Origin of the sequence: Ancylobacter tetraedralis, assembly GCF_014195655.1 — a bacterium.
Lineage (GTDB): Bacteria > Pseudomonadota > Alphaproteobacteria > Rhizobiales > Xanthobacteraceae > Ancylobacter > Ancylobacter tetraedralis.
This window is the reverse complement of record NZ_JACICD010000001.1, coordinates 710,441-732,140: the sequence shown is the minus strand read 5'-3', so window position 1 is coordinate 732,140 and position 21,700 is coordinate 710,441. Positions and strand designations below refer to the sequence as shown.

Below are 21,700 nucleotides of genomic sequence, written 5' to 3'. Positions count from 1 at the left end.
CGGGAGGCGTCAGGCGGGCTCGCCCTTGAGCCGCGCCTCAGCCTTCTCCCGGCCGATCAGCGGCAGCAGCGCCTTCAGCTCCGGCCCGCTCTCCGCGCCGGTGAGCGCGAGGCGCAGCGGATGGAACAGCGCCCGCCCCTTGCGCCCGGAGGCCGGCTTCAGCGCGTTCAGCCACGCGGTGTAGACCTCGCCGTCCCACGGCTCCGGCGGCAGCCGTTCGGCGGCCTGCGCGAGGAAGGCGGCGTCCTCGCCCTGAGGCGGCGGGGCGATCGGACCCTCAACCACCTTCCACCAGTGCGCGGCATCGCCGAGACGGCCGAGATTGCCCCGCACGGCCAGCCAGAATGGCTCGCCGCCGCCGACACCGTGCTGCGCCAGCCGCTCCTCGACCGTCGCGAAGGGCAGATGGTGCAAGGTGGCGGTGGTGAGCGCGGAGAGTTCCGCGGGATCGAATCGCGCCGGAGCGCGCGAGATCTTGGCGAAGTCGATGCGCGCGGCGAGCGTGTCGAGGTCGGAAACCGGCTCCACCGCCAGCGAAGTACCGGTGAGCACCGCGAGCGCCGCCACCGCCAGCGCCTCCTCGCCCTCCTTGCGCAAAGCGGCCAGCGAGAGGTGCCCGAGCCGCTTGGACAGCCCCTCCCCGCTCGGCAAGGTGAGCAGATTGTGATGGCCGAACACCGGCGGCGTGCCCCCGAGCGCCTCGATGATCTCGATCTGCACGCCGGTATTGGTGACGTGGTCCTCCCCGCGCACGACATGGGTCACACCCATCTCGATATCGTCGACCACCGAGGTCAGCGTGTAGAGATAGGAGCCGTCCGCCCGCACCAGAACGGGATCGGAAAGCGTCGCGGTATCCACCGCCTGCTCGCCGCGCACGAGGTCGGCCCAGGCGAGCTTGCGCCCGTCCAGCCGGAAGCGCCAATAGGGGCGCCGACCCTCGCCCTCCAGCCGGGCGCGCTCGGCATCGCTCAGGTCCAGCGCGCCGCGATCATAGATCGGCGGCAGGCCGCGGCGGCGACGCGACAGGCGGCCCGTCTCCAGTTCCTCCTCGGTCTCGTAGGCCGGGTAGAGCCGGCCCTCCGCCTTCAGCCGCTCCACCGCCGCATCATAGCGGGCAAGCCGGTCCGACTGGCGCTCGACGCGGTCCGGCGGGATGCCGAGCCAGGCGACATCGCGGGCGATGGCCTCGGCGAAGGCTTGCGTCGAGCGCGCCGTGTCGGTGTCGTCGTAGCGCAGGATGAAGGTGCCGCCCTCCCGCCGCGCGTAGAGCGCGTTGTAGAGCGCGGTGCGGGCATTGCCGACATGCAGCAGGCCGGTCGGGGACGGGGCGAAGCGGAGGACGGGTCGGGTGCTCATGGGCGGGCTTATGGCCCGGATGGCAGCGGGGAACAACGGGGAACCCATTCTAAGCCCTCTCCCCATTGGGGAGAGGGGCCCGCGAAGCGGGTCGGTGAGGGGTAGCGCCTTCGCGGAGCCGTGGGAGCCCCCTCACCCCAACCCTCTCCCCCTCGGGGAGAGGGGGCCGGCGTGGCAGAGCCGGGATCGCGTTCCGAAGTCACACGATCCCGGATATTGCCCGCGGCAATTCCGGTATGACGAAAACACGGGGATCACCCCGTCTCGCGGAACCGGTTGGTAATGGGATAGCGCCGGTCGCGGTTGAAGATGCGCGGCGTCACCTTCACGCCGGGCGCCGCCTGCCGGCGCTTGTATTCGGCGATGTTCAGCAGGCGCTCGACACGGGCCACCAGCGCCGGATCATAGCCCTCCGCCACGATGTCGGCGACGGGCAGCTCACGCTCGACCAGCCGCGTGAGGATGGCGTCGAGCAATTCATAGGGCGGCAGGCTGTCCTGGTCGGTCTGGTTGTCGCGCAGCTCGGCCGTGGGGGGCTTGTCGATCAACCTGTCGGGAATCACCGCGCCGCCAGGGCCGAGCGCGTGGGCCGGCTTCCAGCGGTTGCGCAACCGGCAGAGGCGGAAGACCTGTGTCTTGTAGAGGTCCTTCAGCGGGTTATAGCCGCCATTCATGTCGCCATAGAGCGTGGCGTAGCCGGTGGAGAGTTCCGACTTGTTGCCGGTCGTCAACACCATCGCGCAGAACTTGTTGGAGATCGACATCAGCAGCGTGCCGCGCACACGCGCCTGCAGGTTCTCCTCGGTCACGTCCCGCGCGCGGCCCTCGAACAGCGGTGCCAGCACAGCTTCCAGCGCCTCCACGCCGGGGGCGATCGGCAGGATGTCGTAGCGCACGCCCAGTGCCCGCGCGACGTCGGCCGCATCGGCGAGCGATTGCGGCGCGGTGAAGCGATAGGGCATCATCACGCACTGCACCCGGTTCGCGCCCAGCGCATCCACCGCCATGGCCGCGCATAGCGCCGAATCGACACCGCCGGAGAGCCCGATCACCACGCCGGGAAAGCCGTTCTTCTCGACATAATCGGTGAGCCCGGTGACGCAGGCGGCATAATCCGCCTCATCGTCCACCAGCAGCGGCGCCCGCGCGCCCTCCTCGCAGCGCCAGCCATCGGCCCAGCGCTCCCAGCGGGTGAGGCGCACCCGCTCCTGGAAATTCGGCAGCTGCACCGCCAGCGAACGGTCGGCATTGAGCACGAAGGAGGCGCCGTCGAACACGAGTTCGTCCTGCCCGCCCACCTGGTTGAGATAGGCCAGCGGCAGGCCGCTCTCGACCACGCGCGCCACCGCGACATTGGTCCGCTCGTCATAGACGGTGCGGCGATAGGGCGAACCGTTAGGATTGAGCAGCAGTTCCGCGCCGGTCTCGGCCAGGCACTCGATCACGTCCGGCGACCAGACATCCTCGCAGACCGGCACGCCGATGCGCACCCCCTTGAAGGCGATCGGTCCCGGCAGCGGCCCGGCGGTGAAGACCCGCTTCTCGTCGAACGGGCCGAAATTGGGCAGGTCCACCTTGTAGCGCACGGCGGCGATGGCGCCATCGGCGAGCAGCAGCACGGCGTTGTAGAGCTTGCCCCCCTCGACCCAGGGCGCGCCGAGAAGCAGCGCCGGGCCGCCATCGGCGGTCTCGGCCGCGAGCTCCTCCACTGCCCGGCGGCAGGCCGCCTGGAAGGCGGGCTTGAGCACGAGGTCCTCGGTCGGGTAGCCGGCGACGAACAGCTCGGTGAACAGGACGAGGTCCGCCCCCTGCTCCGCCGCCAGCGCCCGCGTCGCGCGCACCTTCGCGGTATTGCCGGCGATGTCGCCGACCGTGGGATTGAGCTGGGCCAGCGCGACGAGCAGCTGATCGGCGGGTTCGGTAGAGGAGCGATCGGACATGGCCGTCATTTAAGCGTACTCCCGCCGATCGGCAATCCTGCACCTCTCGCACCGGGCGCGCCTCAATCCTCCCAGTCGGTGCCCGGCACGCGCACGCCTACGGCCCGGTAGCCCGCCTTGCGCACGGCGAGCGGGAGGATGCGCTCCAGCGCATGCAGCAGCGTGCCGTCATCGGGCACCGGCTCGGGCGGATAATCGCTCCAGTCCAGCTTCAGGGCGAGGACAGGGGCGAGCGCGGCGGGGCGGGCGGCGAACATGTTGCCGATGGGAAAATCGACATAGGCGGTCATCGGCTCGCCCAAGTCGAGATCGGCGCGCAGCTTGGCGATGATCGCGGCATTGCGCCCCCAGTCGAGCACATGCCCGTCCTCGGGGTAGGCAAGGCCGACCGTGGGATCGCTGGCGAAGCGGGCGAGGATGGCGTCCAGCATCGGATGCTGGCCGCCGATCATGTTCTCCCACAGGAAGGTGCGCCAGGGATCGCCGATATTGCGCCGGCGCCCCTTGGTCTTCTTGCCGTGCACATGGAAGAACACGTCATAGCCGCCGTTCAGCAGCGGCTCGCGCAGCGCCGTGAAATAGGGGCCGATATCGCGGCCGAGATTGGGCACGACGGCGATTTCCACCCGCGCGGGATAGCCGGCGGTGATCGCGCGCAGCGCCGTCACCTTGGCATCGCTGTCGGTGGTGAGGAACAGGTCGGGCCGCGCCACGTTGCGCGTGAGCCGCTCCAGCATTTCCGGCAGCAGGTCGACATAGAAGAAATGCCCGTGCAGCGCGACCTTGAGCGCGGCAGCGGCGGGGCTCGCCTCTCCCGGCCTCACCACGCCATAGGACCACGGCCCCTCGGGCTGGCCGCGCTCGATCCAGTGGGCGAGCGGAAAGCGCCGGTTGGCGAGGCAGTCGACCGGGTTGAGCTCGGCATAGATCATCGGGTTGAAGCCCGAGCAGGGCCGGCGGAGAATGTCGCGGAACAGCTTCTCGCCACCGGTGCGGCGCGTGCGCCAGGCGATCACCTTCGCCCTGAGCGTCGCGGCCATGTCGCCGCCCTTGTTCTCGGGATCGAGGATTTCCAGCCGCTCCGGCCCGACGGTGAGCGCCAGCGCCACCTCGCGCTCGACCCGGCCCGCCGCCAGCGCACCGAGCGCGGCGAGGCGCGCCGAGCCCTCGCCGAGCGGGGCCTTGATGATGTGCCGATAATCGCGCCCGGCAAAGTCCGGGAAGGCCGCGTCCGCCGCCGCAAGGGCTGTGGGCGAGCAGAACACAACCTCGGTCGCCTGCCGCAGCAGGGGCTCCAGCACGGGCGGGGCGCTCTCCGCATCGGCGATGAAGACCACCGGAATGTCGCGTGCCTCGAAGGCGAGCGCGATATCGGCCGTGTCCATGCCCACCGCCACGGCGAAGCGGGGCGCGAGGCCGCGCGCCTGCAGGGCGAGCGCGCTCAGCAACACCGGGGACGGCACGCGCGACATCGTCACCGCGGCCGGCACCAGATGCGCCGCCATGTCGGGCGCGGGCCGCTCCGGATCGACCAGCAGCACGATCACGTCGTGATCGACCGCGAGCGCCTCGACCAGATGCATCGCCTCCCCGGCCGAATGCCGGCACAGAACGAAGGCGGCCGGGCGCTCAAGCTCGGCGGGCACGGGAAAGTGAACATGCGCGACCAGTGGCGGCAGGTCGGCATCGACATCCGCCATCCAGCCGGCGAAGGCGCGGCGCGGGCGGCCGTCCTTGCGGATCACCAGCGGGGCGAAGCTCTCGCGCGGGCGGCGATAGGCGTCGAAGACCAGCTTGCGCACGACCCAGCGCGGGCGGTTAGCAGCGTCGAAGATCGCCTTGGCGAGCGTGCGACCGAAGGCCTGGCTCCGGCTGGTCAGCCAGCGGCGAAACGGTCCGCGGGGCTTGGGCGCGCGATGGGGAATCCGCGGCAGATCGCGCGCGGCGGCCGCCATGCCGGCCCGGCTGCTAGTGGGCGTATCCAAGAAACCTCTCGACAGAATCCGGCGGCGCGCGCCCCCCGGCGGCTCGCGCGGCTCACAAAGCACAAGTTGCGCGGGCGTTCCAGCGCCCCGCGCACGGATGGGGCAGCCGGGCAAGGAAGCCTCTCACTCGGCGGCGGCCTCGAAGCTCGGCTGGCGCGCGCGGCCCCATTGGTGCAGCGCCATCATGGCGGGGCGCAGCGCCTCGCCCTCCGGCGTGAGCCGGTAGCCGACCTGCGGCGGCACGGTGGGGTAGACCGTGCGCAGCAGCACGCCGTCGCTTTCCAGCTCGCGCAGCGCCTTGGCGAGAATGCGCTGGGTGACGCCCGGCATGCGCCGCTGCAATTCGCTGAAGCGCAGCTCGCTGTTCAGCAGCAGGTGATAGACGATGCCGCCCTTCCACTTGGCGCCGATGATCTCCAGCGCCGCCTCGACCGCGCAGCCCTCGCGCGCATAGGTGCCGTGACGCCTCGCCATGTCCTTGCCTCCCCCGTAGCAGGCGGAATCTAGGCGCATGAGGGCGCTCGCGGAAGGGCGTATCCTTTTCGATACAAGACCACATTGTCGATACATGGCCACCTTTCCGTGCATTCTTGCGCGTGGCGCGCGATTGGTGAAACTGGCGCCAAATCCGGGTATCGCCCGGTTCGCCCAGCATCCGTCGAGGCCCGCATGAAAGCCATCGGTTACGCCCAGTCTCTGCCCATCACGGAGCCGCGCGCCCTGTTCGATTTCGAGGCGCCGCTGCCCGAACCCGGTCCGTTCGACCTGCGCGTGCGCGTGCTCGCGGTGTCGGTCAACCCGGTGGACACCAAGGTGCGCCGGCGCCGCGCCGGCACGCCGGAGGCACCGGTGATCCTCGGCTGGGATGCCGCCGGCATCGTCGACGCGGTCGGCGCGGCCGTCACGCTGTTCAAGCCGGGCGACGAGGTGTTCTATGCCGGCGATCTCGGCCGGCCGGGCACCAATGCGCAGTTCCATCTGGTCGACGAGCGCATCGTCGGCCACAAGCCGAAAAGCCTCGGTTTCGCCGAGGCCGCCGCCCTGCCGCTGACCGCGCTCACCGCCTGGGAAGGGCTGTTCGACCGTCTCGGCATCCCGCCGCGCGGCATGGGTGGCACGGAGCGCCAGTTGCTCATCGTCGGCGCGGCCGGCGGTGTCGGCTCGCTCGCCACGCAGTTCGCCCGCGCGCTGACCGATGTCACGGTGATCGGCACCGCCTCGCGCGCGGAGAGCCGCGCCTGGGTGGAAGCGCTGGGCGCCCATGCGGTGATCGACCATTCCCGCCCGCTTGCCGAGGAACTGACGGCGGCCGGGCTGGGGGCGATCGACTATACCTACAGCCTCACCCACACGGATGTGCACTGGGCGGAAATCGTCAAGGCCGCGCGGCCGCAGGGGCGCATCGCCCTGATCGACGATCCCGCGTCGCTCGACGTGATGCCGCTGAAGCAGAAGAGCCTGTCGCTGCACTGGGAGTTCATGTTCACCCGCTCCATGTTCCACACAGGCGACATGATCCGGCAGCACGAGATCCTGGACGAGGTGGCGCGGCTGGTCGATGCCGGCACCGTGCGCACGACGCTGGGTGCGCATTTCGGCGTGATCAATGCCGCCAATCTCACGCGGGCGCATGAATCGATCGAAGGCGGGCGGTCCATCGGCAAGGTGGTGCTGGAAGGCTGGCCGGACTGACCGGACCGGCACCCGATTCGGTCGCGCGGTCGCCGCTCGTTCAGGCGGCGGCCGCCTCAGACCGATTGGCGCTCGGGCAACAGCGTGACTGAGGGTGCCGAGACCGCTGTCGGGGCGGGCACCCCGAGCCGGCGGTCGAGCAGGCGCTCGATGCAGTAATAGCGGAAGCGGCGGATTAGGCCGGTGCGCTTGCGGGCGCGGATCTTGGCATAGGTGGGCGTCGAGGCCCGCTGGCGCCACAGCTTGGCCTCCAGCTCCGCCCCGTTGAACCGGTTGCCCACCACGTCAAGGATGACGCTCTCCAGCAGGCCGCATTCCAGGACGTAGCCGATGGAGCCGTGGCCGCTGAAATAGGTGTGCACCGACTCAAGCTCGACCTCCCGGCGCAGACGGCTGATATGCCGGCGGTCGAGGTTGAGCGGGTCGAAAAGGGCGTAGATCTTGGTCTCGCGGCGCGGGGCATTGCGATCCCACATCAGGCGCGCGCCCTCCGGAGCCCAGCGCGTTTCCCACCGCACCAGTTGCGGATCGACGCTGGCCTGCGGCGAGAAGGCGATCACCGTGTCGAGCGCCAGCGCCTGCGAGAAACGGATGGCGGCATAGCTGCCCATGCTGGTGCCATAGCCGATGACGCGCGTGCCGGGGGCGATGTCGGCGCGCACACGCGCCAGCGCCTCGGGCATCTCGTCGAGCTGGTACCAGGAATTGGTATGCGCGAGGAAATGATAGGCCGTGAATCCGCGACGCGCGAAGAACGCCTCGCCGAAGCCTTCACGGTCGTCGGTACGCGATGGATTTAGCGGCTCGAAGGTGACGAAGACGACGTCGTCACGCTCGCCCGCAACCTTGATGACCGAAAGCTCCGCACTCTCGAAAACGCTTTGCCGCAAGCCGGATCCCCCCCGCATTGGCAACCGCCGCAGACTTACGCCTGCGGCGAAACCAACTTACGGAGGGGCATCCGTTACGGCAAAGGCTTTTTCCAGAGATTGCCGTTATTGCTGAATATGTCGGGCTATTCCGCCGCCACTGTCACCGGACGGACACGATTGCTGCGGGATTGCTTGAGCAACTCGGCGACGAGGAAGGCCATCTCGATGGCCTGCTCGGCGTTGAGCCGCGGGTCGCAATAGGTGTGGTAGCGGTCCTTGAGGTCCGCGTCCGAGATTGCGCGAGCGCCGCCGGTGCACTCGGTGACATTCTTGCCGGTCATCTCCAGATGCACGCCGCCAGCATGAGTGCCTTCGGCCGCATGGACGGCGAAGAAGTCCTTCACCTCCTTGAGAATCTGGTCGAACGGCCGGGTCTTGTAACCCGAGCCGGCCTTGATCGTGTTGCCGTGCATCGGGTCGCAGGACCACACCACGGAGCGGCCCTCGCGCTCGACCGCGCGCACCAGCCCCGGCAGGTGGTCGCCCACCTTGTCGGCGCCGAAGCGGGCGATCAGCGTGAGGCGGCCGGCCTCGTTCTGCGGGTTCAGCGCGTCGATGAGGCGGATGAGGTCCTCCGGCTTCAGCGAGGGGCCGCATTTCAGGCCGAGCGGGTTCTTCACGCCCCGGCAATATTCGATATGCGCGTGGTCCGCCTGGCGCGTGCGGTCGCCAACCCAGATCATGTGGCCGGAGGTCGCGTACCAGTCGCCCGTGGTCGAATCCACCCGCGTCAGCGCCTGCTCGAAGCCGAGCAGAAGCGCCTCGTGCGAGGTGAAGAACTCGGTCGAGCGCATTTCCGGATGCGTCTCCGGATCGATGCCGATGGCCCGCATGAAGTCGAGCGCCTCGGTGATGCGATCGGCGAGCGCCTGGTAGCGGCCGGACTGCGGGCTATCCTTGATGAAGCCGAGCATCCACTGATGCGCGTTGCCAAGGCTGGCATAGCCGCCATTGGCGAAGGCACGCAGAAGGTTCAGCGTGGCCGCCGACTGGCGGTAGGCCTCCAGCTGGCGGCGCGGATCGGGAATGCGCGATTCCGGCGTGAAATCGATGTCGTTGACGATGTCGCCGCGATAGGACGGAAGTTCCACCCCGCCCACGGTCTCCATCGGCGCCGAACGCGGCTTGGCGAACTGGCCGGCAATGCGCCCGACCTTCACCACCGGCGAGGCGCCGGCATAGGTCAGCACCACCGCCATCTGCAGGAAGACGCGGAAGAAATCGCGGATATTGTCGGCGGAATGCTCGGCGAAGCTCTCGGCGCAATCGCCGCCCTGCAGCAGGAAGGCATCGCCGGTGGCCACCTTGGCCAGTTCGCGCTTCAGGCGGCGCGCCTCACCTGCAAAAACCAGCGGGGGAAAGGAGGCAAGCTGACGCTCCACCGAAGCGAGCGCTTCGGCATCCGGATAGTCCGGCACCTGCTGAATGGGCTTCGCCCTCCAGCTCTCCGGCGTCCAGCGATCGGACATGACGACCTCCTCACAGCACCAACGCCCGGCGGACAACCATTCCGCGCGGGAAAGGCCGGCCTTATACACCCAAGCATCCCGCCAATGCCAGAGCGCTCGCGCCACCCGATCCTTGCGCCGATGCGCACTTGCCTTGCGCCGATGCGAACTTGCCCCGGGCCTCGGAAGGCGGGCATCAGAAGGCGGGAGTGGCCTGCGCGGAAGCTTCGGGCAGCGGGTCGCTGGAGGCATGCTTGCTGCGCATCGTCACCAACTCCTCCGCGCTGGAGGGATGCAGCGCCATGGTGCGGTCGAAATCCGCCTTGCTGGCCCCGAGGTTGAGCGCCACCGCGGCGAGCTGCACGATCTCCGCCGAGGCCTCGCCGATGAGGTGGAGGCCGAGCACCGTGTCGCTCGCCTGATCGACCACCAGCTTCATGAAGACGCGCGACGGGCTGCCCGACAGCGTCGCCTTGAGCGGACGGAAATCGGTCTTGTAGATGTCGAGCCGGCGCCCCTGCGCCCGCGCCTGCGCTTCCGACAGACCGACCACGCCGACCTCCGGCTCGGTGAACACGGCGGTGGGGATCACCTCGTAATTCACCGCCCACGGCTTGCCGCCGAACACCGCATCGGCGAAGGCATGGCCCTCGCGGATGGCGACGGGTGTCAGCGCCACCCGGTCGGTGACGTCGCCCACGGCATAGATCGAGGGCACGCTGGTGCGCGAGGCGGCGTCGACCGTGATGGCGCCATTGGCGTTCAGCTCGACGCCGGCCGCGTCGAGGCCGAGACCGATGACATTGGGAACGCGGCCAATGGCGAGCATCACCTCGTCCGCGAACAGGTCGCGCCCGTCGCTCAGCCGCACGCGCTTGCCCGCCTCGCCCGCCTCGTAAATGCCCTCGATCGTCGTGCCGAAGGCGAAGGCGACGCCGTGCTGGGCCATTTCCTTGGCGAGATGGTCGCGGACCTCCTCGTCGAAGCCGCGCAGCAGCTTGTCGCCGCGATGCACCACCGTCACCTGCGCGCCCAGCGCGGCGAACACGCTGGCGAATTCGAGCGCGATATAGCCCCCGCCCTGAATGACGATGCGGCGCGGCAGGCGCGGCAGTTGCAGAGCCTCGTTCGAGGTGATGGCAAGCTCCCGGCCGGGAATGTCGATGCCGAGATTGGGATGGGCGCCGGTGGCGATGAGGATGGTGCCCGCCGTCACCACCGTTCCGTCGGCCAGCCGCACGGCATGGGGACCCTCGACCACGGCACGCTGGGCCACCATCTCGACGCCCGCCCGATCGAGATTGGCGCGATAGGCGGCCTCCAGCCGGGTGATCTCCTTGTCCTTGTTGGCGATCAGGGTCGGCCAGTCGAAGCGGGCCCCCTCGACCGTCCAGCCGAAGCCGGCGGCGTCCGCGAACTCGCCGGCGAAGCGGGCGGCATAGACGAACAGCTTCTTGGGCACGCAGCCGCGAATGACGCAGGTGCCGCCGAACCGGTATTCCTCGGCGATCCGCACCCGCGCGCCGTAGCCGGCGGCGATGCGGGCGGCCCGCACGCCCCCCGAGCCCCCGCCAATGACGAACAGGTCCACGTCGTAGCGGGTGTCAGGGGCAAAGCTCGACATGGCGGCCTCCGGTTCGCGGCGGAATATGCCGCAATCTTTGCGTGGCGCGGATCGCGATAGGCCCGATCGCCGCCACATGTGGGCATGTCGCCCCGCCGTCCCTCGCCGTCAAGCGCGCTCATGGCAGATCTACGACCTTTTCATGGCTCGTTCGCGCTCGACTCCCGTTGGGGGAGGTTCTAGCTTCCTCAACCCACAAGGGCGGGAGCAACGCCTCAGGGCATCGCATGCCCGCGCCCGAATCCGGAGGAAACTGATGACCCAGATATTGCGCGGGGCACTCGTCGCGGCGGCGCTTGCCGCCTTCGCCCCCATGGGCGCCGCCCATGCCGAGATCAAGGACCTGAAGATCATCGCCCCCGCCGCCCCCGGCGGCGGCTGGGACCAGACCGCCCGCTCGATCCAGCAGGCGCTTCAGTCCGACAAGCTGGTGTCGAACGTACAGGTGGTGAACGTGCCCGGCGCCGGTGGCACGATCGGCCTCGCCCAGTTCGTCAATGCCAACAAGGGCGATCCGAACACGCTCATCGTCGGCGGCTACGTGATGGTGGGCGCCATCATCACCAACAAGTCGCCGGTCAATCTCTCGCAGGTGACGCCGATCGCCCGCCTGACCGGCGAGTATGAGGCCATCGCGGTGCCGGCGAACTCCCCGATCAAGTCGCTGGCCGACCTCGTCGCCGCGCTGAAGGCCGATCCGCAGAAAGTGTCCTGGGCCGGCGGCTCGGCCGGCGGCACCGATCACATCACCGCCGGCCTGTTCGCCAAGGGGGTGGGCGTCGATCCCACCAAGGTGAACTACATCGCCTTCTCGGGCGGGGGCGAATCGCTCGCCTCGCTGCTCGGCGGCAAGGTCACGGCCGGCATTGCCAGCCTCTCGGAATATGATTCGCAGGCCAAGGCCGGCAAGCTGCGCATTCTCGGCGTGTCGAGCGCCCAGCGCCTGCCGGAGGCGCCCGACGTGCCGACCTTCAAGGAAGCCGGCATCGATGTCGAAATCCAGAACTGGCGCATGATCGCCGCGGCTCCGGGCATCACGCCCGAGCAGAAGAAGGAGATCAGCGAGACCATCGAAAAGATGGTGAAGTCCAAGGCATGGACCGAACTGCTCGCCCAGAAGGGCTGGGCCAACACCTATCTCTCCGGATCGGCCTTCGATGCCCAGCTGGCCAAGGATATCAGCGCCACCCAGACCATCCTGAAGGATATCGGCCTCGCGCAGTGAGGCCCTGCCCCTGAGGGCCGGAGCTTCGCGTCCGGCCCCGAACCTGCCGCAAAACCGCTCCCCCGTGGCCTGCACCGCGGGGGAGCCTTTCGTTCCGACTGCCGGGAGCAGCCCCGATGAACGCCCCTCGCCTCTCGTCCACTCGACGGCCCGACAAGGCCGGTTTCGTCATCGCCTTCGGGCTGGCCGCGCTGGCGCTCGTCGTCGGCTGGGATGCCTGGCGGCTGTCCAGCATCAACGCGCATTCCGCCGTCGGCCCCGCCGCCTTCCCCACCATCATCGCCGGGGGCCTCGCGCTGCTCGCCGTCGCCACCGCGGTGGAAGCGCTGCGCCGAGGCGAACAGGAGCGCCCGCGCGACGAGTTCGTCCCGATGGCCTGGGTGCTGGCCGGCCTCGTCGGGCAGATCGTGCTGCTGCCCTTGCTCGGCTTCTCGATCGCCACCGGCTGGCTGTTCGCCGCCACCGCAAAAGGCTTCGGCCGGGGTCCGGTCTGGGCGCATTTCCTGGCCGGCACCGTGCTGTGCTTCCTGATCTACGTGATCTTCGCCAAGGGCCTGCAGCTGGCGCTGCCCGCCGGCCCGATCGAACGGCTGATGTGAGGGCGCCGCCATGGACACATTCGCCGCGCTCAGTCAGGGCCTGACGGTCGCCCTGCAGCCGATCAATCTCCTGTTCGCCTTTGTCGGCGTCATGCTCGGCACCGCCGTCGGCGTGCTGCCGGGCATCGGCCCGGCGCTCACCGTGGCGCTGCTGCTGCCGATCACTTTCAAGCTCGATCCGGCCGGCTCGCTCATCATGTTCGCCGGCATCTATTATGGCGGCATGTATGGCGGCTCCACCGCCTCCATCCTGCTCAACACGCCGGGCGAGAGTTCCTCCATCGTCACCGCGCTGGAGGGCAACAAGATGGCGCGCGCCGGGCGCGGCGGGCCGGCACTCGCCACCGCGGCCATCGGCTCCTTCGTGGCCGGCACCATCGCCACGATCGGCCTCGCGCTGGTCGCCCCCACCGTGGTCGACATCGCCATCTCCTTCGGCCCGGAGGATTATTTCGCGCTGATGGTGCTCGCCTTCACCACCGTGTCCGCCGCCTTCGGTTCCTCGGTGACGCGCGGCCTCACCAGCCTGTTTCTCGGCCTCGCGCTCGGGCTCATCGGCATCGACCTGCAGAGCGGGCAGGCGCGCCTGTCCTTCAGCATTCCGGATCTTCTGGACGGCGTCGAGGTGACGACCCTGGCGGTGGCGCTGTTCGCCATCGGCGAGACGCTGTCGGTGGCCGCCGCCGGGGCGCGGGCCGACGAGATCATCGAGCCGGTGAAGGGCTCGGTCTTCATGACGCGCGAGGACTGGAAGCGCTCATGGAAGCCGTGGATTCGCGGCACCTTCCTCGGCTTCCCGATCGGGGCCATGCCGGCGGGCGGCGCGGAGATCCCCACTTTCCTGTCCTATGCGCTGGAAAAGCGGCTGTGCAAGAAGCCGGACGAGTTCGGCAACGGCGCCATCGAGGGCGTGGCCGGCCCCGAGGCCGCGAACAACGCGGCCGCTGCCGGCGTGCTGGTGCCGCTGCTCACGCTCGGCCTGCCGACCTCGGCGACGGCCGCCATCATGCTGGCCGGCTTCCAGCAATATGGGCTGAACCCCGGCCCGCTGCTGTTCGTCACCAATCCCGATCTGGTCTGGGGCCTGATCGCCTCGCTGTTCATCGCCAATGGCATGCTGCTCATCCTCAACCTGCCGCTGGTGGGGCTGTGGGTGCGCCTGCTCGCCATTCCCCGTCCGTGGCTCTATGGCGGCATCCTGGTCTTCGCCACGCTCGGCACGCTGGGAGCCAACCCCTCGCTGGTCGAGCTCGGCATGCTGCTGATCTTCGGCCTGCTCGGCTATGTGCTGCGCCGCTACGACTACCCCATCGCCCCGGTCGTGGTCGGCCTCATCCTCGGCCCGCTCTCCGAGCAGCAATTGCGCCGCGCGCTGGCGATCAGCGTCGGCGATCCGCTGGCCCTGTTCCAGAGCCCGATCGCGCTGACGCTCTACGCGCTCTCCGCGCTCGCCCTGTTCGGGCCGCTGCTGTTCTTCCTTCTCACCGGCCGCAAGGCACCGGTGGGGGCGGACGAGGACTGAGGCAGCCCTTCACCAGCCCCTTCACCAGCCCCTTCACCAGCCCACACAGCAAAATGCCCGGCGCGAGCCGGGCATTTTTCGTTTCCGTGCCGATCCTGCGGGAGGGAAGCGCGATCAGATGGTGAAGCCGCGCTTCTTCATCTCGTCACGAACCCGGCCTTCCATCTCGCGGGAGAAGCGCGAACTCCACGCCTGGATGCCGCGCAGGCCGTCATCGAGCACCTGCTGCCGGCGCTCCACGAACTTGCGGCCAACCGCCGAGCGGTAGAAGGTGAGCAGGTCGTTCAGCTCGGTTTCGGAGAACTGCGAGGCATAGGCGCGCGCCAGAATGTCGGTGATCTCGGCGCGGCGCGCCTCATATTCGGGCGCCAGCGACTTGGCGACCTCACGCAGGTCGCGGATGAGATCCGGATTGGCCTGCACGAAACTGCCGGCCGCCTGGTCGATGATGCCGGGAATGAGCGAATCGAAGCTCGACGCCTCGCCATTGGCGCTCAGCAGTTCGCGGGCCAGCTTCAGCTGGTTCGCGCTCGGCTCCGGCGCCTTGGCGCCCGCGGCCGGGGTAGCCTGCGCAAGCTGGAACGGCGCGGCGGGCTGCTGCTGCGCGATGGCCGGTCCCCCGGCAAGAATCGCTGGCGCAAGAATCACCGCGGCGAGGCCGGCGCCGATCAGCCGCATCCTGTCTTGTCCTGCACGGGCAACCCGCATGAATGTCTCCCTGACGAATTCTGTCACGCGCGGTCGATGACCGTCACGCCGTCGGCGCCCGCGAGAATGACGCGGCTCGCCAGATTGATGAAAAGCCCGTGCTCCACGACGCCGGGTACCTCGGCCAGCCGCGCGGCCAGCAGCGCCGGCTCGCGGATGACGCCATAGGCCGCGTCGAGGATGAGGTGTCCCTGATCCGTGACGAAAACATGACCGTCCGCACGGCGCCGCAAGGTCAGCAGCCCCTGGCAGCCGGCCGCGCGGGCGTTGCGCTCGATGCCGCGACGGATGGCGGCGACGCCGAAATCCACCACTTCGATCGGCAGCGAGAAGGCTCCGAGCTGCGCCACCATCTTCGAGGCATCGGCGATCACGATCATCTCATGCGCCGCGCTGGCGACGATCTTCTCGCGCAGCAGCGCGCCGCCGCCGCCCTTCACCAGGGTGAGGTCCGGCCCGATCTCGTCGGCGCCGTCCACGCACAGGTCGAGCACGGGATATTCGTCGAGCGTGCCCAGCGGCACGCCCAGGCTCTCGGCCTGCGCGCGCGTCACCTCGGAGGTGGGCACGCCCACCACTTCCAGACCCTGCGCCACGCGCTCGGCCAGCAGCTCGACAAAGTGCTTGGCGGTCGAGCCGGTGCCAAGCCCAAGCTTCATTCCCGAGCGGACATGCTCCAGCGCACGCGCGGCGGCCTGTCGCTTCAGCATTTCGGCGGTGACGGCGGCAGAGGACATGAGGGGCCTGGCACTTGAGGTGGGGAATTCGTCACGCGTTCCGCCGCTGCGTAGCGCCGAAACGGCGCCGCGACAAGGCTTTCCGGCCTCACATCCTGTGTCCGGGTCTTTCAGCGGCCCCGCCCTGCAACTGCCGGGCTCGTCACCGCGTCCCCGGCGTGCAGACCACGGCGGGCTCGACGCCACCGCCCTCCTTGGGCATGTCGCGCACGTAGCACACGCTCATCTGCCCGGTCTGGGTGTTGACGCGGAAAATGCCGGTCTCGCCGGAATAGCGGGTGGTCATGACATCATAGGCGCCCGCCGCCGTTCCCGCCGCGCTGGCATCGCGCGGGAAGCACTTGGTGATGCCGATGACGCTGCCCTCCGGCCGCTCGAACTGGCAGGCATTCACCTCGCCTGTGCGCATGTTCACGGAATAGACGCGGTTGGCCTGTGCCGAGGGCGGCGAGGTGAAGACATAGGGACCGTCCGCCGCCGCCGCGGGCGGCGCTGGAGTCTGGGTAGCCGCGGGAGCCGGCGAAGCTGCGGAAGGCGCTCCCGCCGGCGGCACGGTGGGCGCGGCGCCCTGCGCCATGGCCGCCCCGTCCGCCGCGATGTTCATGGCCAGCGCCAGCGCCGCAACGGCAATCAAGCCGGAGGCGCCCCGGGCCGCTGCCCCCTTGTGGCGGAACGTCGTCATCATGTCGTGGCTCCTCAATTGCGTCTCCGGATTACCATCTCACCCACGCTGCCGCATGCGCCCGATGGACGCGGTACGCTGGACAGGAAAAGCGGCGGGATTGTAGGCATCGAATGGCAGGCTCGTCTCGCGGCGGCGGGCACTCGACCCCCTCGTTGTGCACATCCAGCCGAAGGAGCCCTCATGCCCCGCTCATCCGCCCCTCCCGCCGTCATCGCCTTCGACCTCGACGGCACGCTGGTCGACACCGCCCCCGACCTGCTCGACACGCTCGATATCGTGCTTGCCGAGGCTGGCGCACCGCCGCTGCCGCGCGACGACACCCGCCGCATGATCGGCGCCGGCGCCAAGGCGCTGGTCAATCGCGGCCTCACCGCGGCCGGCATCCGCGTCGACGAGGCGACCTTCGCCACGCTTTATGACCGTTTCCTCGACCATTACGCCGCCCATATCGCCGATTCGTCGCGCCCCTTTCCCGGCCTGCTCGAAGCGCTGGACGAGCTTGCCGCGCGCGGCCACGTGCTGGCGGTCTGCACCAACAAGCTGGAATACCTCTCCCGCCTGCTGCTCGACCGGCTGGGCCTCACCGGGCGTTTCGCGGTGATCGCCGGCTCCGACACCTTTCCGGTCTACAAGCCCGATGCCGGCCATCTGCTCGGCACCATCGCGCGTGCCGGCGGGGTGCCCGAGCGGGCGATCATGGTCGGCGACAGCGCCACCGACGTGCTCACCGCCAAGAATGCGCGCATTCCGGTGATCGTGGTGCCGTTCGGCTATACCGAGACGCCGGCCGAGGAACTGGGCGGCGACGCGCTGATCCACCATTACGAACGGCTGCCGGAAACGGTGGAAGAACTGCTCATCCACGGTCCATGGCGCGAGCGCGCTTGACACCCACGGTGCCCACACACTAAATCCCCCCCGCCGCAATTGACGGCGACGCCCTCGGGGAACATCTCCGGGGCAGCGGGCGATTAGCTCAGCGGGAGAGCACTCCCTTCACACGGGAGGGGTCGCAGGTTCAATCCCTGCATCGCCCACCATTTACCTGGCAGCCCGTACGGGCGACGCCGACAATTCTCATCCTTCGCCGTATGGGTTTCTATTCCAGACACGGGAAATGAACGCGGGTCACCGCGCGAATCACGCACGTGTTCCCGCTCGCTGATTCGATTCCGTCCTCCGGGCAGGCCCTGCCGGCAATGGGCGGCGCACGACGCTTTGCCCAGATTCCCGCCCTCTCCATCCACATTCCGATACTGACTCCGACCGGCTTGGCCCGCCGGGGACGGTACAGCCGCGGGGCCGCCATCCGCCCGCTTCGTCAAGTCTCTGTTTGCAGTTCGCGGCGCATAGTCGTTTCATGGCCTCCATTGCGGGCGACGCAGAGGCAGGCCGCAAACGGATCGAGTTGTGAGGCGTGCAATGAGACTGACGAAGATTGCGGCCGGGGTGCTCACCGCGCTTGTGCTGGCGGGCAGCGCGCCGGCGTTGGCGCAGAGTTCGCTGCTGGGCAGCGCGTTTCCCAAGCCATTCGACTTCGGCATCGGGCCGAAGAGCGGCTATTCCGGTTCGCCGGTGCCGCGCCAGACCGTGCGCTATGACGGCAAGTACAAGCCCGGCACCATTGTCGTGAATACCGCCGAGCGCCGGCTCTATCTCGTGCAGGACAATGGCATGGCGCTGAAATACGGCATCGGCGTCGGCCGCGACGGCTTCCGCTGGTCCGGCGTGAAGACCATTACCCGCAAGGCCGAATGGCCGGGCTGGACGCCCCCGCCGCAGATGCTGCAGCGCCGGCCCGACCTGCCGCGCTACATGCCCGGCGGCATCGACAACCCGCTCGGCGCCCGCGCCATGTATCTGGGCTCCTCGCTCTACCGCATCCACGGCTCCAACGAGCCGGAGACGATCGGCCAGGCCGTGTCGTCCGGCTGCTTCCGCATGACCAATGACGACGTCACCGACCTGTATAACCGTGTGAATGTCGGCACCACGGTGATCGTGCAGAACTGAGAGCGCCTGACGCATCATCCCGGACCGCCGGCGCGGCCGATCCGGGATGCTCGTGCTCGACGGCGTGCCCGCTGGACGACGCGCGTGTCAGTGCCGGCGCACCGTGCCGGCTTCGTCACGCGAGAGATTCTTCGACGCCAGTTCCTGCAGGTAGCGGGTCCACCGCGCGTCCTGCTCGCGGCCCAGTTCGTGGAACGTGTCCCAGGTGTAGATGCCGGTCGAGTGGCCGTCGTCGAAAACGAGGCGCAGCGCGTAATTGCCGACCGGGATCAGCTCCTGGAGGCGCACCTCGCGCTTGCCGGCCACCAGCTGCCGGTCGGCCGCCGAATGGCCCTGCACCTCGGCGGAGGGGCTCTCGATCCGCAGATATTCCGCCGGCAGGGTGAAGCTCGCCCCGTCCTCGAAGGCGATGGTGAGCGCGCGATGATCCTTGTGGACGCGAATCTCGGTGGGCCAGGCGTCGGTCACGGTGCTCTTTCCCCGGTTGCATCTCCACCCCACATAGAGGGGGCGACGCCATCCGCCAAGCGGTGGGCGGCGCGCCCTGAACGGGCGAACGGGCAATCGTCAGTAGCTGACGTGCGCGCGGGGAAGATCTCACCGCCTCGTGATGGTCGAGTGGATGTTGCAATCGGGCGATAGGTGCCGGCGCCTTGGCGCCCGTCGGTCGACAGTCTAGAAATGCCGGCAACTGGCGCGACGTGGCGCCTCGGGAGCGATGCGCGTGAGCCGTCCGGAAGGCCTCCAGAACGCCCTCATCGGCGAAGCCCTGATCGACCGCCTGCAGCGGGAGGCGCCGCGCGCGCCGCTGATGGACACTTTCGGCCGGGCGGTGAGCTATCTGCGCGTCTCGGTCACGGACCGCTGCGATTTCCGCTGCGTGTACTGCATGGCGGAACACATGACGTTCCTGCCCAAGCCCGAGCTGCTGACGCTGGAAGAACTCGACCGGCTGTGCTCGGCCTTCGTCGCGCGCGGCGTGAAGAAGCTGCGCCTCACCGGCGGCGAACCGCTGGTGCGACGGGACGTGATGACCCTGTTCCGCTCGCTGTCTCGCCACCTCGATTCGGGCGCGCTGGAAGAGCTGACGCTGACCACAAACGGTTCGCAGCTCGCCCGCTTCGCCAAGGAACTGGCCGCCTGCGGCGTGAAGCGCATCAATGTCTCGCTCGACACGCTGGACCCGCAGCGCTTTCGCGCCCTGACCCGCTGGGGCGATCTCAACAAGGTGCTCGCCGGAATCGACGCGGCGCAGGACGCCGGCATCCATGTGAAGCTCAACGCCGTGGCGCTGGCCGGCGAGAACGAGGACGAGATCCCCTCCCTGGTCGAATGGGCGCATGGCCGCGACATGGACGTCTCGCTCATCGAGGTCATGCCGCTCGGCGAAACCGGCGCGGAGCGCCTCGACCAGTATCTCCCGCTCACCACCGTGCGCGAAAGGCTCGCGCAGCGCTGGACGCTGGAAGACATCGCGTTCCGCACCGGCGGCCCGGCGCGCTACGTCTCGATCAAGGAGACCGGCGGGCGGCTCGGCTTCATCACGCCGCTGACGCATAATTTCTGCGAGGGCTGCAACCGCGTGCGAGTCACCTGCACCGGCACGCTTTACATGTGCCTCGGCCAGGACGACGCGGCGGATCTGCGCGCGCCCCTGCGTGCCTCGGAGAGCGACGACAAGCTGCACGCGGCGCTGGACGACGCCATTTTCCGCAAGCCCAAGGGGCACGATTTCGTGATCGACCGCCCCGGCCGCCCCCCGGCCCTGCGCCGTCACATGAGCGTGACCGGCGGCTGAGGCGGACGGGCCCGGCTTGCCCCCACTATCGGCCTGAGCGGGCGCCTTTGACGCAGCGCACCGACATCGCTCCCTATTGTTGCCGCATCGCAACATCATTTGCGTAGGTTACGCGGGTACGTCCTGCTACCTACGCCCCGATCCTGCATTCCCTATCGAGCGAGTCCGTCCATGCAGCTCCCGCTGTTGGCCCTGGCCATGGCTTCCTTCGGCATCGGCACCACTGAATTCGTCATCATGGGCCTGCTGCCCGAAGTCGCCGCCGATCTTCACGTTTCCATTCCGGCGGCGGGCCTGCTGGTCACCGGCTATGCGCTCGGCGTGGTGGTGGGGGCGCCGATCATGGCCATCATCACCAATTCGCTGCCGCGCAAGGCCACGCTGATCGGGCTCGCCAGCATGTTCGTGGTGGGCAATTTCCTGTGCGCCATCGCGCCGGACTACGCGTTCCTCATGGCCGCGCGCGTGGTCACGGCGTTCTGCCACGGCGCCTTCTTCGGCATCGGCGCGGTGGTCGCGGCCAATCTCGTGCCGCCCAACCAGCGCGCCAGCGCCATCGCGCTGATGTTCGCCGGGCTCACTCTGGCCAATGTGCTGGGCGTGCCGCTCGGCACCGCGCTCGGCCAGGCCTTCGGCTGGCGCTCCACCTTCTGGGCGGTGGTGGTGATCGGCATCCTCGCGGTGAGCGCCATCGCGCTGTGGGTGCCGCGCGACATTCCCCATGCGGCCGGCAACATCCTCCGTGAATTCGGCGTGCTGCGCCGCCCGCAGGTGCTGCTGACCATGATGCTGAGCGTGCTGGCCTCGGCCAGCCTGTTCACCGTGCTCACCTATATCGCGCCGCTGCTGCGCGACGTGACGGGGCTGGCGCCGCACACCGTGACCTATGTGCTGCTGCTGTTCGGCGTCGGCATCACCATCGGCAACATTCTCGGCGGCCGCCTCGCCGACTGGCGGCTGATGCCCTCGCTGATGGGCATCTTCATCGGTCTCGCCGTGATCCTCGTGACGCTGGTCTTCGCCAGCCCCCATGCGGCGCTCACCGTGGCGACGGTGTTCGTCTGGGGCATTCTGGTGTTCGCCGTCGTGGCACCGATCCAGGTGCGCGTGGTGGATGCCGCCATCGGCGCGCCCAATCTCGCCTCGACCCTCAATCAGGGCGCCTTCAACCTCGGCAATGCCGCGGGCGCCTGGATCGGCGGGGCGTCCATCACGCTGGGCCTTGGCTATGCCGATCTGCCCTGGGTCGGGGCGGCGCTGGCCGTGGTCGCGCTTGGCCTATGCATGGTCTCGCAATCGCTGGAACGGCGTGATGGCGGTCTTGTGGCGGCGCGAGAGGGAGCGGCCTGCGAGGAATGCTGATCGGCCATGCCCTGACCGCAGGGCGTGGGACGGGATAGTTCTGGCCAAGGTGCCGGTGGCGTTCTATCACC

General features: G+C 68.8%; 19 protein-coding genes and 1 tRNA gene. 9 read left to right on the top strand and 11 right to left on the bottom strand.

Annotated elements, in window-relative coordinates; all coding sequences use genetic code 11:
* Window positions 1-9 precede the first annotated feature (9 nt).
* The 4 genes from FHS55_RS03360 to FHS55_RS03345 form a co-directional block, all read right to left on the bottom strand.
* A complete protein-coding gene (locus tag FHS55_RS03360; RefSeq protein ID WP_183188234.1) occupies window positions 10-1,359 on the bottom strand; it encodes a glutamate--tRNA ligase in 1,350 nt (449 codons plus the stop codon).
* 254 nt (window positions 1,360-1,613) lie between these two features.
* Window positions 1,614-3,299, bottom strand: a complete 1,686-nt coding sequence (locus tag FHS55_RS03355) for an NAD+ synthase (protein WP_183188625.1) — start codon at window positions 3,297-3,299, stop codon at window positions 1,614-1,616.
* 62 nt (window positions 3,300-3,361) lie between these two features.
* Complete coding sequence (locus FHS55_RS03350) at window positions 3,362-5,284, bottom strand: rhamnan synthesis F family protein (protein WP_246339785.1); 1,923 nt, start codon at window positions 5,282-5,284, stop codon at window positions 3,362-3,364.
* A 123-nt stretch (window positions 5,285-5,407) separates the two neighbouring features.
* Complete coding sequence (locus FHS55_RS03345; protein WP_183188233.1) at window positions 5,408-5,758, bottom strand: winged helix-turn-helix transcriptional regulator; 351 nt, start codon at window positions 5,756-5,758, stop codon at window positions 5,408-5,410.
* A 195-nt stretch (window positions 5,759-5,953) separates the two neighbouring features.
* Between FHS55_RS03345 and FHS55_RS03340 the strand changes: the two genes are divergently transcribed.
* The gene (locus FHS55_RS03340) at window positions 5,954-6,976 is read left to right on the top strand and encodes a zinc-binding alcohol dehydrogenase family protein (protein ID WP_183188232.1); all 1,023 of its coding nucleotides are present in this window, start codon (window positions 5,954-5,956) and stop codon (window positions 6,974-6,976) included.
* Window positions 6,977-7,032: 56 nt separating this feature from the next.
* Here FHS55_RS03340 and FHS55_RS03335 read toward each other — a convergent pair whose 3' ends face one another.
* The 3 genes from FHS55_RS03335 to gor all read right to left on the bottom strand — a co-directional run bounded on the left by FHS55_RS03335 (window position 7,033) and on the right by gor (window position 10,980).
* A complete protein-coding gene (locus FHS55_RS03335) occupies window positions 7,033-7,866 on the bottom strand; it encodes an alpha/beta hydrolase (RefSeq protein ID WP_183188231.1) in 834 nt (277 codons plus the stop codon).
* Between the two features lie 125 nt (window positions 7,867-7,991).
* Complete coding sequence (locus FHS55_RS03330; protein WP_183188230.1) at window positions 7,992-9,377, bottom strand: class II 3-deoxy-7-phosphoheptulonate synthase; 1,386 nt, start codon at window positions 9,375-9,377, stop codon at window positions 7,992-7,994.
* Between the two features lie 175 nt (window positions 9,378-9,552).
* The gene (gor, locus tag FHS55_RS03325; protein ID WP_183188229.1) at window positions 9,553-10,980 is read right to left on the bottom strand and encodes a glutathione-disulfide reductase; all 1,428 of its coding nucleotides are present in this window, start codon (window positions 10,978-10,980) and stop codon (window positions 9,553-9,555) included.
* Between the two features lie 256 nt (window positions 10,981-11,236).
* Here gor and FHS55_RS03320 point away from each other — a divergent pair, with 256 nt between their 5' ends.
* The 3 genes from FHS55_RS03320 to FHS55_RS03310 all read left to right on the top strand — a co-directional run bounded on the left by FHS55_RS03320 (window position 11,237) and on the right by FHS55_RS03310 (window position 14,326).
* Window positions 11,237-12,205, top strand: a complete 969-nt coding sequence (locus FHS55_RS03320) for a Bug family tripartite tricarboxylate transporter substrate binding protein (protein WP_183188228.1) — start codon at window positions 11,237-11,239, stop codon at window positions 12,203-12,205.
* A 116-nt stretch (window positions 12,206-12,321) separates the two neighbouring features.
* Window positions 12,322-12,804: a tripartite tricarboxylate transporter TctB family protein gene (locus FHS55_RS03315; RefSeq protein WP_183188227.1), complete on the top strand. Its 483-nt coding sequence runs from the start codon at window positions 12,322-12,324 to the stop codon at window positions 12,802-12,804.
* Window positions 12,805-12,814: 10 nt separating this feature from the next.
* On the top strand, window positions 12,815-14,326 hold the full coding sequence (locus FHS55_RS03310; RefSeq protein WP_183188226.1) for a tripartite tricarboxylate transporter permease: 1,512 nt from the start codon (window positions 12,815-12,817) through the stop codon (window positions 14,324-14,326).
* A 114-nt stretch (window positions 14,327-14,440) separates the two neighbouring features.
* Here the strand turns inward: FHS55_RS03310 and FHS55_RS03305 are convergent, their stop codons facing one another.
* From FHS55_RS03305 to FHS55_RS03295, 3 genes are all read right to left on the bottom strand, one after another.
* Window positions 14,441-15,004, bottom strand: coding sequence for a DUF2059 domain-containing protein (locus FHS55_RS03305; protein ID WP_183188225.1), 564 nt, complete (start codon window positions 15,002-15,004; stop codon window positions 14,441-14,443).
* Between the two features lie 53 nt (window positions 15,005-15,057).
* Window positions 15,058-15,771 (bottom strand): ribose-5-phosphate isomerase RpiA, encoded by a 714-nt coding sequence (gene rpiA, locus FHS55_RS03300; protein WP_183188224.1) that lies wholly within the window; start codon window positions 15,769-15,771, stop codon window positions 15,058-15,060.
* A 142-nt stretch (window positions 15,772-15,913) separates the two neighbouring features.
* Entirely contained in the window at window positions 15,914-16,456 is a 543-nt protein-coding gene (locus tag FHS55_RS03295) for a hypothetical protein (protein ID WP_246339783.1), read from the bottom strand.
* Between the two features lie 180 nt (window positions 16,457-16,636).
* Between FHS55_RS03295 and FHS55_RS03290 the strand changes: the two genes are divergently transcribed.
* The 3 genes from FHS55_RS03290 (at window position 16,637) to FHS55_RS03280 (ending at window position 18,469) form a co-directional block, all read left to right on the top strand.
* On the top strand, window positions 16,637-17,344 hold the full coding sequence (locus FHS55_RS03290) for an HAD-IA family hydrolase (RefSeq protein ID WP_183188223.1): 708 nt from the start codon (window positions 16,637-16,639) through the stop codon (window positions 17,342-17,344).
* Between the two features lie 77 nt (window positions 17,345-17,421).
* Window positions 17,422-17,496: transfer RNA gene (locus FHS55_RS03285), tRNA-Val, on the top strand.
* Window positions 17,497-17,878: 382 nt separating this feature from the next.
* A complete protein-coding gene (locus FHS55_RS03280; RefSeq protein WP_183188222.1) occupies window positions 17,879-18,469 on the top strand; it encodes a L,D-transpeptidase in 591 nt (196 codons plus the stop codon).
* Between the two features lie 87 nt (window positions 18,470-18,556).
* Here the strand turns inward: FHS55_RS03280 and FHS55_RS03275 are convergent, their stop codons facing one another.
* Window positions 18,557-18,937: a gamma-butyrobetaine hydroxylase family protein gene (locus FHS55_RS03275; protein WP_183188221.1), complete on the bottom strand. Its 381-nt coding sequence runs from the start codon at window positions 18,935-18,937 to the stop codon at window positions 18,557-18,559.
* 343 nt (window positions 18,938-19,280) lie between these two features.
* Here FHS55_RS03275 and moaA point away from each other — a divergent pair, with 343 nt between their 5' ends.
* On the top strand, window positions 19,281-20,267 hold the full coding sequence (gene moaA, locus FHS55_RS03270; RefSeq protein WP_246339859.1) for a GTP 3',8-cyclase MoaA: 987 nt from the start codon (window positions 19,281-19,283) through the stop codon (window positions 20,265-20,267).
* A 171-nt stretch (window positions 20,268-20,438) separates the two neighbouring features.
* On the top strand, window positions 20,439-21,629 hold the full coding sequence (locus FHS55_RS03265; RefSeq protein WP_183188219.1) for an MFS transporter: 1,191 nt from the start codon (window positions 20,439-20,441) through the stop codon (window positions 21,627-21,629).
* Window positions 21,630-21,700: the final 71 nt, after the last annotated feature.